Here is a 17,013-nt window from a genome sequence, read left to right as displayed (position 1 = left end):
GACGAAGAATAACGCAGTCCGCGTTAGCGCATGAACAGACCAGACACATCTTGGTGCAAGGTGTTCGTGTATCAAGCTAGGAAGGGGAATTCTCACTTGAGTATACGTTCTTTAAATGGAACAGATTTCACCGCAATGGTACTTGCCGGAGCGGAACAACTTGGACAGCATGCAGAGCACGTCAATTCCCTGAATGTTTTCCCTGTGCCGGATGGTGACACGGGAACGAACATGAATTTGACAATGAGTGCAGGAGTCGCAGAGATTAAAAGAAAAAGTTCTGCCTCCATCGGCGAAGCTGCCGGTATTCTATCGAAAGGCCTGCTTATGGGCGCACGGGGGAATTCAGGAGTTATTCTGTCGCAATTGTTCCGTGGTTTTAGTCGTTCAGCTGCTCCCTATGAGGAACTGAATACGCTCCAATTTGCAGCAGCCCTGCAGAACGGTGTTGACGCAGCTTACAAAGCAGTCGTAAAGCCCGTTGAAGGGACCATTCTTACCGTAGCCAAGGAAGCGGCGAAACATGCCAACTACTATGCAAGACGGACGAATGATATTACTGAATTAATGAATGAAGTTTTGTTAAAAGCAAAAGAAGCACTGGCAATGACTCCGGAATTACTGCCTGTACTGAAACAGGTTGGTGTTGTGGATTCAGGTGGTCAGGGGCTTGTATATATCTACGAGGGCTTTATGGAAGTATTGCTGCAAAGTGACGGAGGGAGTCGTACTTCGCTGAACAAAGAAGTAACCCCATCCGTGGCAGCATCTGCTTTGAAATCGGCTGCACCGACAGAAGTGGATATCAAGAAGCCTGCACAGCAGCAGGTGATTGCACCAGAGATGCCATTGTCTGCTCAGGCGAGACTGGAAACGGAAGATATTGAATTCCTGTATGATATGGAATTCTTCATTAATCGTGAGCTTGGAGAGAACGCAGGAGTGGCATTTGATGACGAAGCATTCCGGAAAGCGTTGTCAGTTAATGGGGATTCGATCATCATCATTGCCGATGATGAAGTCATCAAAGTTCATGTCCATTCCAAGACACCAGGCGATGTATTAAACTTGGCGCTGCATTATGGTGAGATTACACAGATTCATATTCTCAATATGCGTGAACAGCATCGGGATCTCCTGACAGCAGGCATGGACATTGCTCCATCACCTGAATTGTTTGCAGAGATTCCACCTGAGGCAGCGCGCAGTATGGAAGAGGCTGTACTTCCTGCAGATGAGATGGCACCGTATGGTTTTATTGCGGTATCCTCCGGTGACGGTATTGCAGAGATTTTCCAAAGTCTTGGTGTTGATGTTGTTCTGTCCGGTGGACAGACGATGAATCCGAGTACTGAGGATTTTGTAAAAGCCGTTCGTTCCATTGCTGCGGAGCAGGTATTTATACTCCCGAATAACTCGAATATTGTACTGGCTGCCGAGCAGGCTCGTGAATTGCTTGAAGATGAGCGCCGGATTACGGTTATTCCAAGCAAGACCATTCCACAGGGAATGGCTGCTGCTTTTGCTTTCCAAGAAGATGAGTCTGCGGAAACAAACCGTGACCAAATGTTGGAGGCCATCAGCCGGGTACAGTCCGGTCAAGTGACTCATGCGGTTCGTGATACGCAATATGATGAATTAGATATTAAGGCGGGGCACTATATCGGTATTCATAACTCCAAAATTGTAGCGACGGATGAAACCATGCTTCAAGCATGTGAAGGTCTGCTCAAACAGATGATGGAGAGTGGAGATGAAGTGGTGACGATCCTTGAAGGGGAAGAAGCTGACCCTGAGGTTACTGCTGCCCTCGCTGCATGGCTTGAAGTACAGTATCCTGATGCTGAGGTAGAGGTACATCTTGGAGGACAGCCTGTGTATTATTATTTGTTCTCCGTAGAGTCCTAATAGCACTCTAGCGAAGAGGAGGAGAGTCATGAGCCACAAGGTTACGATAGTAACAGACAGTACGGCAGATATTCCCGAAGAACTCATTCGCAAATACGGGATTCATATTGTTCCGCTACGTGTTCTGTTCGGTGAAGAGACCTATGCAGATGGCGTTGATCTGACTTCGGAACAGTTCTACGAAAAGTTGAAGAAAGTATCTGTGTTGCCTACAACCTCACAGCCATCTCCAACCGATTTCATGGATGTGTACCAAGCATTGCTTGATGAGAACCCGGAACGCCCGATTGTATCGATCCACCTGTCATCCGGCATGAGTGGTACCTATCAATCGGCCATGCTTGGCAAGTCTTTGCTGGAGCGTGAGGGTGACATCACCGTGCTGGATTCGAAGTCAGCATCGTATGGATACGGTCTAATGGTAGTACAGGCTGCTGAACTTGCCGAACAGGGCAAGTCAGCAGTCGAGATCACTGCTGCTATTGAAGGTATGCAACAATCTCGCAAGTTGTTCTTTCTTGTAGATACTTTGGAGTATCTGCAAAAGGGCGGTCGGATTGGCAAAGCTTCAGCCATCTTGGGAACGTTGCTTAACATTAAGCCGATCCTGTCTATTGATGAAGAAGGCGTTATCTACGCAGTTGAGAAAGTCAGAGGTCATAAAAAAGCAATGGCACGCATTATTGAGCTGTTCCAGAAGGATCTTGCAGGCAAACGGGTTAACCTGGCGGTAGGTCATACCGCTGACCCTGGATCAGCGATCGCTTGTGCAGAGCAGCTACGGGGTCATTTTACACTGAATGAAGTGATCTATACCAATATTGGAGCCGTAATAGGCAGTCATGTTGGACCTGGTGTCATTGCGATCTTTATGTGGCCTGTTCCGGAATGAGGGATTAGACATGAAATTGGAAGAAATATCAGTTAAGCAAATTAACGGCGTGAGTGCTCTCAAAGAGGGAGAGCTTCACGCCTTTGGCATCTCTACTGTTAAAGACCTGCTTGAGTACTATCCGTTCCGTTACGAGGATTATCGTCTGCGTTCACTTAGTGAAGTGAAGGATGGGGACAAGATTACGGTCCAGGGACAGGTAATGGGTATTCCTGTATTACAACGATACGGTAAAAAGTCCCGTCTTACCTGTAAGATCATGACGGAAGAGTGGATGATTACAGCCACCTGGTTCAATCGCCATTTCCTCAAAGAACAACTTACACCCAATCGGGAGATTGTGATTACGGGAAAATGGGAACAAAAACGCATGCAGATGACCGTGACTGACTCGGAGTTCCCTGATAAAGGCGATGGGCGTTCAGGTACACTGCAACCTGTATATTCGGTAACCGGCAAACTGACGCAACAATGGATGCGGAAAACGATCAATCAGGGATTAATTCAATTCGGAGATATGATTCCTGAGATTCTGCCTCAGTCCTTGATGAGGAAATACAGCTTGATGCCTCGTAAACAAGCGATTGCGGGAATTCATCATCCACAGGACAACCGGGAAGGTCAGCAGGCCAGACAGCGGATGGTGTATGAAGAGCTGTTTCTGTTCCAGTTGAAAATGCAGGCGTATCGTGCGCTCAACCGAAATCGCATGGATGGTGTAGTGCATACCACGGATAATACGACGATTCGTGAGTTTGTACGCAGTTTACCTTTTGAATTGACAGATGCTCAGAAAAAGGTGGAGCTTGAAATTCTGCATGATATGCGTTCGCCCTATGCAATGAATCGGTTATTGCAGGGTGATGTGGGATCGGGTAAAACGGTTATTGCGGCAATTGCGCTATACACGACTGTTCGATCCGGTTTCCAAGGGGCTCTGATGGTGCCTACAGAGATTCTGGCGGAGCAGCATATGCGCTCACTGCAAAAGCTGTTTGAACCGTTCGGGGTAACCGTAGGGCTGTTAACGGGCAGTGTAAATGGACGCAAACGTAAAGATCTGATCGCCTCGTTGCAAATGGGCATGATTGATATCGTGGTGGGTACACACGCCCTGATTCAGGAAGATGTTTTCTTCCGTGATCTGGGTCTTGTGGTGACGGACGAGCAGCATCGCTTCGGCGTGAACCAGCGCAGCGTTTTACGACGCAAAGGTTATAATCCGGATGTGTTAACGATGACGGCTACGCCAATTCCACGGACACTTGCGATTACGGCTTTTGGGGATATTGAGGTATCCACGATCTCAGAGCGTCCGAAAGGACGGATTCCAATCTCTACGTATTGGGTCAAACACGATATGATGGAGCGGGTGCTCGGGTTTATCTCCAGAGAAGTAGATCAGGGCCGGCAGGCCTATCTGATCTGTCCACTCATTGAAGAGTCGGAGAAGCTGGATGTGCAGAATGCTATTGATCTGCATGTGCAGATGCAGCAGAACTTTCCGAAATATCGTGTAGGTCTGCTGCATGGACGGATGACGGCTGCGGAGAAAGAAGAGATGATGCGGGACTTCTACAGCAATGATATTCAGTTGCTTGTCTCCACCACCGTTGTCGAGGTTGGGGTCGATGTGCCAAATGCCACGTTGATGGTCATTATGGACGCGGATCGTTTCGGTCTCTCCCAGCTGCATCAGCTTCGTGGTCGTGTTGGTCGTGGTGCGCATGCTTCCTATTGTGTACTCATTGCTGATCCCAAGACGGAGGTTGGACAGGAACGCATGAAGGTCATGACGGAAACGGAGGATGGATTCGAGGTATCCCGGCGGGATCTGGATCTCCGGGGTCCGGGTGATTTCTTTGGTACCAAACAGAGCGGACTACCCGAGTTCCGTCTTGCCGATATGGTTGCCGATTTTGCTGTGCTGGAACAGGCCAGAGATGACGTGACCCACTTAATTGAGGATGCGACCTTCTGGACCTCTATGGACTATGCACCTCTGCGTGATTTCCTACAGCAACAGCAAGTATTCAAGGGTGATCTGATTGACTAAAGCTTGCCTTGATAGCTGGTTTTTCGTATTACCTTTGTAAAAAAAGACAAGTGTACAAGCCCTCCCGACATATGAATAAGAAGTGAGTTCATTCTTTTGGGAGGTGCTATACGTTTTGGGTTATCAACAATATGGAATTAGTCCGCAGCTGGTGGAGCGGATCAAATTAAAGATGAAAAATCCCGCTGTCAAAGAGCGTATCAAAAAGTTGATTGATGGCGTGACCAAGTCTGATTTGCAAGATAAGGCCAAGGTCAGAAGGTTGGTCAAGTCTTCCGCTGTCATTATGAATGAGAATTTCTCTCCGGCGCAGGAGGAGCAGTTTGTTGCGTTTGTGCTCGCGCAGAAGATTGATCCGAACAATACGTTTCATTTGATTAAGCTGTGGGGGATGTTTAGGTAGGGATTCGATGTAATGTGGGTGGAAAAAACATTCGTTTACACGAGGGCACTACGATGACAGAATAACCTTCCGAGCGCTGTTATCCCCGGATTTTCTGATTGACCCTTTCCAAAGGTAAAATCTGGGGATAAAGGCGCACGCTTCGCTTCTTTAGGTTATTTCTGTCCTCTCCGTTGTTGTGTAAATTGATTTATTTTACAAAACCAAATTACATCGAATGTTTATGAAGTAATTTTAGTGGGTGGGGCGTTCCATAAGTCAGGAAGATGACTTATGGAACGCCCTTTTGATTGTTATAACTAGAGACAAGCCTTGTGGCATTACTTGGTTGAACATTCGTTGTAGTTATCGAATGACCCATGACCTGGCTTGTATTACCACGAAAACAAAGTTTTCAATGAGTAGTTATGTTGGTTAAATCGAGCATCTTAGTACAGTGATGGGTGGAGTATGAGGCTTATATTTAATATGAATCCAAATTTATCCTTTAACGATACATAACCGTAATATCTAAAAATACTGTACCTCAACCCATAAACAAAATGTACCATTCCTCCAACTATAATGAGTGAGTACCAAATTGTAAGCGATTACAAATAAAGGAGGGGTAACATTGACTTTGACTAGAGGTTTCAAGCAGAAGATTAGCGGCAAAGTGATTGCGGTCATCACCGTGGTCAGTCTGACATGGGGGTCCTGGGGAGCCACGCCACTATCAGCATCTACGACAAGTACGTTAAAGTTCCAAACTCAGCAGGGAGGTGTCTTTGACGGGATGCCATTATTTGATGGCGTGCCAGCGCATCTGGATGCATACGTAGACACCTATTTCGAATACACTGGCCTCGAAGGTCCAGCCGTTTATGTGACGGGTTCGCGAAACCATTACACATTGAAGCAGGGGAAACATGCGGGCAAGGTCATTCCCGGTGCATTATCTGCTGCAGATAATGTTCAGGGTGTCTCGACCGATTTTCCTGCTCTGATTGGCATGGGACAGAGCTGGAACAAAGAACTTTTGTCCGATATCGGTGAAGTGATGGGGAACGAGAAAATCAGCAAATTAAAGGTCAAGCAGGGCGAATCCAACATTCATGGGGGCAATGATCCTTCCCTCAGCGTGGCGTTCAGTGTGGTCAGTGATATGCGTATCAATCCGCTTAGCGGTCGCTTCGATGAAGGGTTCTCTGAAGATCCCAATATGGCCGGAGTCTTGATCGACAAGATGGCTTCGGGTCTTAGCGGAATTGATCAGTCCACCAGCGAAGATGGGTTCTGGATGAGGGCTGCGGTGGGGACAAAGCATTACTCCGTATATAACGCGCAGTGGTTCAGGCAGACAGCGAATAACAGTGCAAGCGCGCGTTCATTGTTTGAGTACCAAACCAGAGCCGCGCTCCCTGGATTTGAATCAGGTGCGCTGGCGGGCACAATGACATCTTATGGCCGGACTAACGGCATTCCAAACATCCTTTCCCCGCTACAATTATTAGCCAATTTGGACGCCAAATATGGCGTATACAGCTCGCCCGATTTCAATGGAGATGCAATTGTATCCAACGCGAACCAACTCGGAAATGGATATGACGACCGCTATGCCGTGGACCGCGGTCATGCAACCGTTCTCATGGCGCTTGCTCAGGCGAATGCGGGTCGGCCATCAGGGACGACACCTGCGGATGTGACCGATCTCGTGGCGCTCGTAGAGCAAGGGGAATATGGAATTACCGAGGAAGAACTTATAGAAGCAGCCAGACCACATGTAAACCAGCTGGTGCGCTTGGGGATTTTTAATGAAACTGATGAGCAGGGCATACCGAAAAACTATCTTTTTGCCCAGGAAGCAAGGGATGTCAGGACGTCTCCGCCTTCCGATTATAACCAAGTGAACCATCAGAAAATAGCACTTCAAGCGGCACAGGAGAGCGTTGTTTTGTTGAAAAATGACGGCACACTTCCGCTGGAAAAAGGAAATGACGCTGCTGTTTCTGGGGTGTATGCCGACGCACGCTTCAAGACGACGTATTCAGTTGGCGCGACACCTGCGCTGGAAAACTCCGGTGAATCTCCACTGCTCTCAATCATTAAAATGAATGGCAGCAGTAACGTAAACTATGCCCCAGGAAATGAAGTCATTTCACTAACCTCTAAAGCGAATCAACAAACGGTCACAGCGGACGTGTATAGTCCAAATGCAGGCACGGAGGGAGCGCAGCTCATCACAACGTCGGATGCCCCAGATGAGACCAGTTTCTCCCACTTGTTCCGAGTGTACGATTGGGGTCAGGCGGGTTCAAGTTTATTGTCGCTGTATAACCAGCGTTGGGTGACTTCCCCTGCGACAAATCATGCAGCAGTTGGCAATACGGATCGTACCAGCCTCAATCTGACGAACAATGATTGGAACCTTCCTGAGATGATGGGTGATACGAGTGCCATACCCCCAACATTACGAATGGAAACGAACGAGGATGGCTCAATGTCTATTGTTACCAATGGGTACCGTACAGGATTCTCTGGTGACTTTACAAATTGGTATTATGCCAACGGACGCTTTATCAAGGTAGATGATGCTGGTAAGCTCGTGACAACATCATCTCCACTGGGAAGCAAGGATAACGCTGCGAATCGCCCGGACGAGGTGAAGTTTGAGAAGGCCGTGGTGAAGAACGTGGGCGAAGAGGTAGCAGCAAGAGCCACGGAAGACGATTATGCCATCGTCTTTGTCGGCGCAATTCCACGACATAGCGCAGGAGAAGGTAACGACCGGTCTACCCTCGATATGTGCGAGGCAGATTATGAACTGGTCGACAAAGTATCTGCTGCCTTTGCAACCCAGGGTAAGAAAACCATTGTCGTGGTTAAATCGAGCTTCCCTGTAAACATGGAGCGCATTCAGAACAACCCTAACGTCTCGGCGATCGTTTACCAGCCATATGGGGGTCAATACGATTCGTATGCTCTGGCTCAGGTGTTGTACGGAGATTACGCGCCGACAGGCCGCCTGACGTCCACATGGTATGCAGGCATGGATGCTTTTCCATCTATTAGTTCTTATGTCGTACCAGAAGGGAATTCTACTGGTCTTGACGACATCGACCCCCGATTTACGGTTGATATGACGAATGCAGACCCCATTGAATCTGAGTTGACTTATATGTATACAGATGCCACAGTGACCTATCCGTTTGGTTACGGGTTATCATATGCTGATTTTACGTACGATTCCCTGACCGTATCGTCTTCTGTAACGGGAGATGAACCATTCACGGTGTCGGTCCGCGTAACCAATACAGGAGACGTAGCCACTTCCGAGGTTGTGCAGCTGTACACCCGTAACAGCAACTCTGCATACGGCGCACATGCGCCTAAAAAGAAGCTGGTTTCATTTGAGAAGATTCATCTCACTCCGGGTGAAACAAAAGAAGTCCTGTTGCAAGTTGATCCACAAACGCTGGCATTATGGGATGTGAATCGGAGTGAATGGATCGTTGAACAGGGCAGTTATGAATTCATGATTGGGACCTCGGCAGCGGATGCAGACGTGCAAGTATCGAAGGCATTAAGCATTGGTGGGAAGTCGATTGCGACCTTACCCCTTACCCAACCCATAAATGTATTTGATCATGCGTTTGCTTCAAATGAAGTCGTTTACCACGAAGTGTCCAAGGAACGCACGGCAGCTCAATTAAAAGCCAAAGCGATTGTTGGAGGTTATTACGCAGTTCGGTCCAAACAAAATGGATCGTGGATCGCGTTGCCTAAGGCTGACCTGACAGGTGCGCAGAAGGTTAGGGCAACTGTCGCATCTAATGTGCAAGGTGGCACGATCTCGTTGCATGCGGATGCGCTCGATACCGCACCGCTTGCTGTATGGAACGTACCGGTGACAGAACCTGTCTCCTACAAGATTAGCAATGCTAACGTAACGGTCAAAGAATTAGGGTACGTTGACGTAGAGGCGGATATTTCTGCTGCCGTGAGCGGCGTACATGATCTGTATCTGGTGTTTCATGAACCAGATCTTCGGATTGACGGTTTGTCATTTACGTTGAAAGAGCCGGGAACAAATCCAGGAAATCCAGGAACGAATCCTGATTCGCCAAGCACGCCTGGATCAGGTAGTGTTGGAACTCCTGCCAAGCCACCAGCATCCGGGTCCAAGACTGAAGGAGAAACGGATTCGGAGGGCAATGTTTCTGCTGTCGTGACCGTGCAAACGGGGGATGTTGCTGATCAAGCTAAGGCAGCAAGTATCCGCTCATCTGGCATCCGGGTCATCGGTGATCCATGGAACGTATCCATCAAAGATAAGCAGAACACGTATGTCATTGCAGCGCTGCCTGTTAACGATGTCGTAGCTGCAAACTCCACAGCAATCGCATATGTTGGAGCAGGAGGCCAACTTACGCCGGTGCCTGGCGTGTTGACCAAAGACACAAACGGAAACAAGGTATGGAAAGTACTGCTAAACCAAGGAGGCACGTACGTTGCGATTCACTCGCTCCGCGAATTTGTTGATGTTAAACCTTCAGCTTGGTATGCCAAAGATATAGCCAAAGCCAACAGCTTGCTGTTGATCAATGGCGTATCGGAACGCTGCATGCAACCCCAGGGTACGACAACATCAGCTCAAACGTTGATGGCTGCATTGAATGCGTTAGGAATTGAGCCGGGGGGAGCGGCAGCAAACGAGAAATGGTTTGATCCGATTTTGCGAGCCTCCAAGGAATATGGCCTGATGGAAGAAGGGCAGTACCTGCCAAATGCCCCAATGTCACGTGAGGATATGGCAATGGTGCTCATTCGTGCGCTGAACTTGTCTGGGGTGGATACGAAACTGCCGAAAGCAGAGGTTGAATCATGGCTGGAAGATTTTAAGGATCAGGCCCAGCTGACACCAAATAACCGGGCAGTCATGGCAACGGCCATTCAGCTTGGTATATTTCAAGGTACGCCGGATAAACTGTTACAACCACAGAGCACCCTTACACGGGCACAACTTGCAACTGTTATTGTCCGTGTGCATGACCGGATAATAGAACGGCTGGATCACTAAGAACCAGAACAACGAAAACAAGGAACTGGGCCATCATACATGGCCTGGTTCCTTGTTGTTTGCGGTGAAGGATTTGTGTTGCTTTCGGTATTCCTCTGGAGTCCAACCGGTCAATTTTTTAAACACCCGAAAAAAATATTTTGGATTGTCGTAACCCAACTGTTTGGCAACCCGGTAGATTTTATCGTCTGTGCTCGTTAAGAGCTGCTTGGCTTGCCTTATCCGTAGTCTGTTTACGTAATCAGTGAAGTTCTCGGATGTCTTTTCTTTAAATAAATGACTGAGGTAACTCGGGTTCAGGTAGAACAGGGACGATACCCATTCCAGCGTTAAATCCTTGGTATAGTGATTATCGATATATGTCCTGACGTTGTCGATCACTTGATCTGATGCGTAGGGATTGTCTTCCTTAAGCAGAAGAGCTGTTCCCGTCAGCACCTTTACCATGTAATGCCTAATGCACTCCATATCGAATGAGACGTTCAGGACGGCCTCCAAGCTGGAAGAGACGCTACTGTTACCTCCGTTCTGGATATAGTTACTCAGCAGCCGTTTGGTTTCCGTAATAATGTCTCTGCACTGCTCTTTCAGGTGGGCAAGCAAAGCGTCAGGCTGGCGTATGTAGAAAGCAAAGAAATCGGTGATGAGCTCTTCCACCTTCGGTACATTTCCGCTCTCTATAAAAAATAACAGTTCATACATTCGAGCCCACTTCAGTTGATGTAAAGGAATTTGCTCCCGTGAGAATACGTAACATTTGCCAAAATCGGTAATGGCTCGTTCGTCCAACGCAAGGATCGTTTGATGATGAGCTTCTCTGACCCCACCAATGCCTGTATGAGGCAAGCTGATCCCCACACAACAATCCGTAGTTTTGGTCAAAATGATACTCGCAGTTTGTTCCGCCATTTTCTGCAAATCAAGCTGGCCTGAGCAGTCCAGATCATGCATCAGGAAAAACAGTACCTGATCCGTTTGTGGATGAGGAATGTACAGGCCATTCGAAAAGGTAGGCAGTTGCTGTGCTGTAAGCGGTTGAGGACCATAAATCGTCAATAAAATGAACTGGTCAGATGCCATGATAGCGGCAAATTCCGCAGAGCGGAACACAGGTGTTTTGATGGATGAATGGGGAGCAAGCACATAATTCAGGAAGGCTTGCATGTCTGCATCCCTTTTCATCTGCTCTGTTTCTACTTCTCTTAGAACGACTTCCCGCTGAAGAGTGCGCTCCTGTTCGATGGCTTGGATGGCTTGGTGAAGCGTACCGTGGATCTCGTCCCGGCTAAAAGGCTTCAGCAGGTAATTTACAACTTTCGCAGAGATGGCCTCCTGCATATAATCAAAATCGGTATGCCCGCTAATGACAATTAACTTGATGCGCGGATATTGCTGGCATACTGTCCTGATCAGCAACTTGCCGTCGACCTCAGGCATGCGCATGTCCGTAAAGATAATGTCCGGCTTGAAGGATTCAATCAAAGCCAAGGCATCTGCCCCGTTATCTGCTTCGCCTAAGAGTTCAAGCGAGTGCTCAAAAGTCCCGATTTTTTTCAACAAACCTTTGCGGATCAAGGGTTCATCGTCCACAACGATATACGTGTACATCTCTTTGGTCACCTCTTTTCCCAATTGGACGGAATTTCGAGTGTAATTCGAGTTCCTGTATTCAAATCGGTATGAAACGAAAGGCCGTAACCCTCTCCGTAATACAAAGCAATTCGTGAATGCACGTTTTTGATGCCGATGCTTTGTTTATGCCTTTGACCAACGGCGACGAATTCAGGTGGCTGCTGGAGCAATTGTCGAAGTTCCTCCGCTTGTGTTGAGGACATGCCCACGCCATCGTCCCAGATCTCGAACACGATGCTGTCCCCCTGAAACAAACCGGTAATGGTAACGGAACCCTTCCCACGTTTGTTCTCCAACCCGTGATAGATGGCATTTTCCACGAGTGGTTGCAACAGAAGTTTCAGCATGCGACGACTCCGAAGTTCCGGGTCCACATTGAGGTTGAACGCGAACTTGTCACCATACCGAATCTGCTGGATGGCCATGTAGTTTTCTACATGTTGAAGTTCTTCGCTGACCGCGACCAGCTCGCTGTCCGTTTTGATGCTGTAGCGGAACATGTCCCCGAGTGACTTGGTCATCACCACAATACTCTCAACTTCTTCGATCTCGGCAATGCTATTAATCGACTCCAGCGTATTGTAGAGGAAATGGGAGTTGATCTGTGCTTCCAATGCCTTCATCTGGGAGTCCAGCATGAGGATTTTATTCTGGTAACTCTCTCGGATATGTGTATCGATATCTTTCATCATTTTGTTGAACTCGTGGTAAAGGATGCCTATTTCATCGACTTGCCTTGTTACTTGAGGCTTGATGGTCACAAAACGATGAGATTTGGTTTTGCGCATCAGTTTGGTCAATTCGATGATGGGTTTGGTGATCAGGTTGGACAAGAAAAAGGAAAGTAGAAGGAAAATGACGGCACAGCTTACGGCCACGTATAACAGCAACTTTTGTGAGATGTTGTACTCCTCATACAACCGATCCATAGAGATGTTGGCAATCACGTTCCAATTGCGACCAGGAACTTTCTGGATTACCGTCATCATGTTATCTTGGATTGATTTGTACTGTGAACTGTTTCCGACTTGATGCGTTGCCGCAGCCAGAGTATCGGAGAGAGGAGTGCCAACTCTACTTCCGTCGCTGGAGTACAGGATCTCGCCAGCGTCGTTCGCCAGATATAGATTGGACAAGCTTGGTGCCGGATTACGTTTTAGACCGTCAAAAATGTTCATACTGCAATCCAGCATAAACACGCCTAGGAACTCGTTGTTGTTGGGATCGTAGAGGGCTCTGGAGAAGCCAATGGATTCCTTGGCGTTAATGATGTAAGGTTTGACGCCTACTTCACCAATATACAAATCGCCTTTACGCTGGATCGTATCCAGATACCACTCATCCCGAAGTGCTACATAATCGAGGCGTAGGTCTGTACCGCTACTGCCATAGCTTATCCATTTGCCATCAGGTGTGAAAAGGTACAAACCATTGATGTAATTGTAACCAAGCAGAATGTTTTCAAAGATCAATTTCAATTTGCTGCGGATCATGAAGATTTCATATTGATCGTTGGTACCGTTCAACTTGATTAGTTCATCACTCACAGTGCTGTAAGCGGTTGCATTGGAAGACTGCTGAAGGAGTGTGACAGAGATCCGGTCGATGTTCTGCAAAATTTCCTCCATGCTCTTGACCGAATTGCCTATAGTTGTCGACGTCACGAGAGAGGTCTGCTCATTCACCAGCTTCGTGTAACTGCGATAGGAACTGACAGACACAACGATAATTGGCACGATTGATACGAGGACGAGGACCAGAAAAAGTTTAGTTTTGATGTTGAACAGAATCATACGTGCTCCTCCCGCCATTTGTCAATTCTAAAAATAGTGCACCATAGGAGCCAAAGCAAATGCACTTTTGCCCACCGTATGATGAGAATGTGCACAAAGCAAGAATAAACATGAATTGGGGGAATGACAAGATGAAAAAAAGAAAACGACTGTGGTCCCTAACTTTGGTACTGCTCTTGATGTTTCTGAGCGCATGCAGCTCCAGTAGCGAGGAGGGGGGCGGTACGGATACCAATAACGGGAGTACAGATGAGTCAGGAAAGCCAATTACGTTGACGATGATGCTTTCGGGAAACAAGGCATCCGAGGGAGAGGATTTCGAGCTGGAGACCTTGCCGCGCCTAGTCAAAGAGAAGTTCCCGAACATTAACTTGGAAGTACAAAAGTTGCCTGATGATCAATACAATACATCTGTTCGAACCAAGCTTGCGGCTGGACAGGGACCGGACATTTTCTGGATTTTCCCGAAAAATGCGGCTGGCGGTGTCATTGATTTTGCAAAGGCAGGCTTCGCTGCGGATCTGTCAGATCTAAAGTTCTGGGACAACATCAGCCAAGGAGCGAAGGAAGATATGTCCTATGAGGGTAAACCTTACGGCGTGGCCGAAGGGTTGGACTTCTTGGGCGTTTACTACAATAAGGAGTTGTTACAACAAGCGGGATATTCCGAGTTTCCGAAGGATTGGCCTTCGTTTCTGGATTTGTGTCAAAAGTTGCAGGCAGCGGGCGTAACGCCAATTGCGATGGGAGACAAGGACCCTTGGATGATCCAATTCGGAATGTATCCGATTGCAGCGAATGTCGTGTATCCGAATGAGCTGGATTTTGATGTCAAATTGCAGAACGGTGAAAAATCGCTGACTGATCCAAAGTGGATTCAAACCATATCCAAATACAAAGAGCTCTATGATAACAACTACGTCGTCAAAAACTCACTAGGCATTGGTAGTGCCCAATCTGCGCAGTTGTTTATCGACGGGAAAGCAGCAATGACCTTTACGGGAACATGGGATTATGCCTCCATGACGTCCAAAGGCGCTGCCGAATTTACTCGCGGATTCGCTTCATTACCAGGTAACGAGCCGGAACAGCCGGTGTTTGTATCTGCTGCAACATCTGCCGGATACGCTTTGAACGCCAAATCGGCAAACCTGGATGCAGCCAAGGAAGTACTGAACTACCTGTTTGATGGTGAATCCGATCTGTTCAAAGCATTTGTGGAAGCCAACAGTTCCATCAGCGTCTATAAGGACGTAGAACTTGAAAATGAATTGTTTAAGGAAGTGAATGACAACTATCAACAAACTGGAAATTCCATCTACTTTAGCAACCAGATGTGGCCAGCCGGAGTATCGGACGTCATGCAGGCTAAGTTTGCCGAAATTATTGCTGGACAGAAAACAACACCAGAAGATGTGGCAAACGCCATGGAAACCAAGTTTAGAGAGCTATGGAAAAACTAGAACCAAACGATGCTGTCTGCTGTAAAGGGGAGAATGATTGTCCTTCTTCCCTTGCCGCAGGCCCCTTGGAAAGGATGGAGCAGGATGAGCTCTACTGTAATGAAAAAGTCCATGTACTGGTTTGCTTTGCCGGCATTGATCTTCTACCTGACCTTCTGGATCTTCCCGATCCTGCGGTTGTTCCAGTACAGTATAACGGACTATAACGGGTACGCCCAAGCCTATAACTATATCGGTTTCGACAACTATAAGGAATTGTTCCGGAGCGACATCCTAGGCATTTCTTTAAAAAATACACTGATCTATACGTTTGTCACCGTCATAGCTGGCAATATCATCGGTTTGGCAATGGCATTACTGTTAAACATGAAAATAAGAGGAACCGGGATTTACCGTTCCCTGGCGTATATTCCCACTTTGTTCAGTGCGATTGTCGTCGGCTTTTTGTGGAGTTACGTCTATATGCCGGATTACGGGCTGATTTCTTCCTTTCTCGATAAACTGGGTATCGCAAATGAACTGAATTTCCTGGGTGATTACTCGACCGCACTGTATTCTATTATCTTCGTGGAAATCTGGAAGACGATCGGAACGACAATGATTATCTTCCTTGCAGGACTACAGACTGTTCCGAGCGACCTTTTGGAAGCCGGACGGATTGATGGCTGCGGCTCATGGAGATTGCTGCGACATGTGAAGATTCCATTACTGGCAACAGCGATTACAATCAACGTGACGTTAAGTTTGATCAATGGACTCAAAGCGTTCGACTTCCCGTTTATCATGACAAATGGCGGTCCCGGCACGGCTACCAACACGCTGATTTATACCATCTACAAGATGGCATTTACCGAACAACTCTTTGGTAAAGCTTCGGCTCTTGGCGTTATTTCCTTTGCCGTGATTATCGTCATTACCGCTGTTTTTGTCCTGAAAATGAACAAACGGGAGGTGTCGGCATGATGCTTCGTAAAGTTTTGGGGAAAGGGTCCGTTCAGGTTGTTGTGTTGTTGGTGATGGCGTTAAACCTGATTCCGTTAATTATTGCCTTTTCGACATCACTCCGCGATCCAAGCAACAACACAAATCCGCTGGTCCTGTTCCGGGAGATGTCTTTTGCAAGTTACAAGGCTGCCTTCGATAGCATGCACTTTCCGGAAGCGCTATGGAACAGCGTGGTGTTAACCGGCGTATCGGTCGTGTTTGTTGTCCTGTTTGCGGCAATGGCGTCCTACCCGATGGCCCGTTTGAAGACAAAGCTAAGTAAGTTCATGTATTTGTTTTTTTTGTCCGGACTTGTGGTACCTGCGCAAATGGTATTGATACCGATCGTGCAAATGATTAATGCGCTTCATATCCCAACGAATCAATATACGCCTATTTTCATGTTCATTACGTGCAGTCTGCCGTTTTCAACTTTCCTGTACACGGGCTTCATTCGAAGCGGTGTGCCTGAGGAGGTAGAAGAAGCGGCGCACATCGACGGGGCGGGATTATTCCAACGGTTCTGGACCGTCGTGTTCCCCTTACTCATTCCGGTAACGGTTTCTGTCATTATTACACAAGGTGTCTGGATCTGGAACGATTATTTCTTCAATATGATCTTTATTTCCAGCGCAGGAGATTCACCGTTACCGCTGGCCATGCTTGGATTTTTGGGCGATCAGCAAAATCCCACGCAGTGGAATGTCCTGTTTGCAGCGTGCTTTCTGTGCGCGCTACCGTTGCTGCTGGCGTTTCTGTTCCTGCAAAAATATTTTATCGGTGGTATGACCGTTGGGGCGGTCAAAGGATAAGGAGGGCACTG

General features: G+C 47.6%; 10 protein-coding genes. 8 read left to right on the top strand and 2 right to left on the bottom strand.

The window, feature by feature from the left end:
- Positions 1 to 96: 96 nt before the first annotated feature.
- The 5 genes from C170_RS23315 (at position 97) to C170_RS23295 (ending at position 10,318) form a co-directional block, all read left to right on the top strand.
- Positions 97 to 1,908: a DAK2 domain-containing protein gene (locus C170_RS23315; RefSeq protein WP_036614598.1), complete on the top strand. Its 1,812-nt coding sequence runs from the start codon at positions 97 to 99 to the stop codon at positions 1,906 to 1,908.
- 28 nt (positions 1,909 to 1,936) lie between these two features.
- Positions 1,937 to 2,800: a DegV family protein gene (locus C170_RS23310; RefSeq protein ID WP_036614594.1), complete on the top strand. Its 864-nt coding sequence runs from the start codon at positions 1,937 to 1,939 to the stop codon at positions 2,798 to 2,800.
- A 10-nt stretch (positions 2,801 to 2,810) separates the two neighbouring features.
- On the top strand, positions 2,811 to 4,856 hold the full coding sequence (gene recG, locus C170_RS23305) for an ATP-dependent DNA helicase RecG (protein WP_036614592.1): 2,046 nt from the start codon (positions 2,811 to 2,813) through the stop codon (positions 4,854 to 4,856).
- A gap of 115 nt (positions 4,857 to 4,971) precedes the next feature.
- Positions 4,972 to 5,259: a stage VI sporulation protein F gene (locus tag C170_RS23300; protein ID WP_036614589.1), complete on the top strand. Its 288-nt coding sequence runs from the start codon at positions 4,972 to 4,974 to the stop codon at positions 5,257 to 5,259.
- 613 nt (positions 5,260 to 5,872) lie between these two features.
- Complete coding sequence (locus tag C170_RS23295) at positions 5,873 to 10,318, top strand: glycoside hydrolase family 3 C-terminal domain-containing protein (protein WP_036614586.1); 4,446 nt, start codon at positions 5,873 to 5,875, stop codon at positions 10,316 to 10,318.
- A gap of 33 nt (positions 10,319 to 10,351) precedes the next feature.
- Here the strand turns inward: C170_RS23295 and C170_RS23290 are convergent, their stop codons facing one another.
- Positions 10,352 to 11,926, bottom strand: coding sequence for a response regulator transcription factor (locus C170_RS23290; RefSeq protein ID WP_036614584.1), 1,575 nt, complete (start codon positions 11,924 to 11,926; stop codon positions 10,352 to 10,354).
- A gap of 8 nt (positions 11,927 to 11,934) precedes the next feature.
- Positions 11,935 to 13,743 carry a sensor histidine kinase gene (locus C170_RS23285; RefSeq protein WP_036614582.1) on the bottom strand — a complete coding sequence of 603 codons (1,809 nt, stop codon included), beginning with the start codon at positions 13,741 to 13,743 and terminating at the stop codon, positions 11,935 to 11,937.
- Positions 13,744 to 13,874: 131 nt separating this feature from the next.
- On the opposite strand from C170_RS23285, the gene C170_RS23280 reads away from it, so the two are divergent.
- From C170_RS23280 to C170_RS23270, 3 genes are all read left to right on the top strand, one after another.
- The gene (locus C170_RS23280) at positions 13,875 to 15,206 is read left to right on the top strand and encodes an ABC transporter substrate-binding protein (RefSeq protein WP_036614581.1); all 1,332 of its coding nucleotides are present in this window, start codon (positions 13,875 to 13,877) and stop codon (positions 15,204 to 15,206) included.
- An 84-nt stretch (positions 15,207 to 15,290) separates the two neighbouring features.
- Complete coding sequence (locus tag C170_RS23275; protein ID WP_036614579.1) at positions 15,291 to 16,169, top strand: carbohydrate ABC transporter permease; 879 nt, start codon at positions 15,291 to 15,293, stop codon at positions 16,167 to 16,169.
- Positions 16,166 to 17,002 carry a carbohydrate ABC transporter permease gene (locus C170_RS23270; RefSeq protein ID WP_036614576.1) on the top strand — a complete coding sequence of 279 codons (837 nt, stop codon included), beginning with the start codon at positions 16,166 to 16,168 and terminating at the stop codon, positions 17,000 to 17,002. Before C170_RS23275 ends, C170_RS23270 begins: the two co-directional genes overlap by 4 nt.
- Positions 17,003 to 17,013 lie beyond the last annotated feature (11 nt).

The organism is Paenibacillus sp. FSL H7-689 (assembly GCF_000517905.1).
Taxonomy (GTDB): Bacteria; Bacillota; Bacilli; order Paenibacillales; family Paenibacillaceae; genus Paenibacillus; species Paenibacillus amylolyticus.
Note: the sequence above shows the minus strand (reverse complement) of the source record. Positions and strands in the feature narration are given on the sequence as shown.

Excerpts from the sequence above, each read along its gene's own strand:
- C170_RS23310 (WP_036614594.1), top strand. The coding sequence starts at position 1,937 with ATGAGCCACAAGGTTACGATAGTAACAGACAGTACGGCAGATATTCCC.
- C170_RS23280 (WP_036614581.1), top strand. The coding sequence starts at position 13,875 with ATGAAAAAAAGAAAACGACTGTGGTCCCTAACTTTGGTACTGCTCTTG.
- C170_RS23290 (WP_036614584.1), bottom strand. The coding sequence starts at position 11,926 with ATGTACACGTATATCGTTGTGGACGATGAACCCTTGATCCGCAAAGGT.
- C170_RS23275 (WP_036614579.1), top strand. The coding sequence starts at position 15,291 with ATGAGCTCTACTGTAATGAAAAAGTCCATGTACTGGTTTGCTTTGCCG.
- C170_RS23285 (WP_036614582.1), bottom strand. The coding sequence starts at position 13,743 with ATGATTCTGTTCAACATCAAAACTAAACTTTTTCTGGTCCTCGTCCTC.
- C170_RS23270 (WP_036614576.1), top strand. The coding sequence starts at position 16,166 with ATGATGCTTCGTAAAGTTTTGGGGAAAGGGTCCGTTCAGGTTGTTGTG.
- recG (WP_036614592.1), top strand. The coding sequence starts at position 2,811 with ATGAAATTGGAAGAAATATCAGTTAAGCAAATTAACGGCGTGAGTGCT.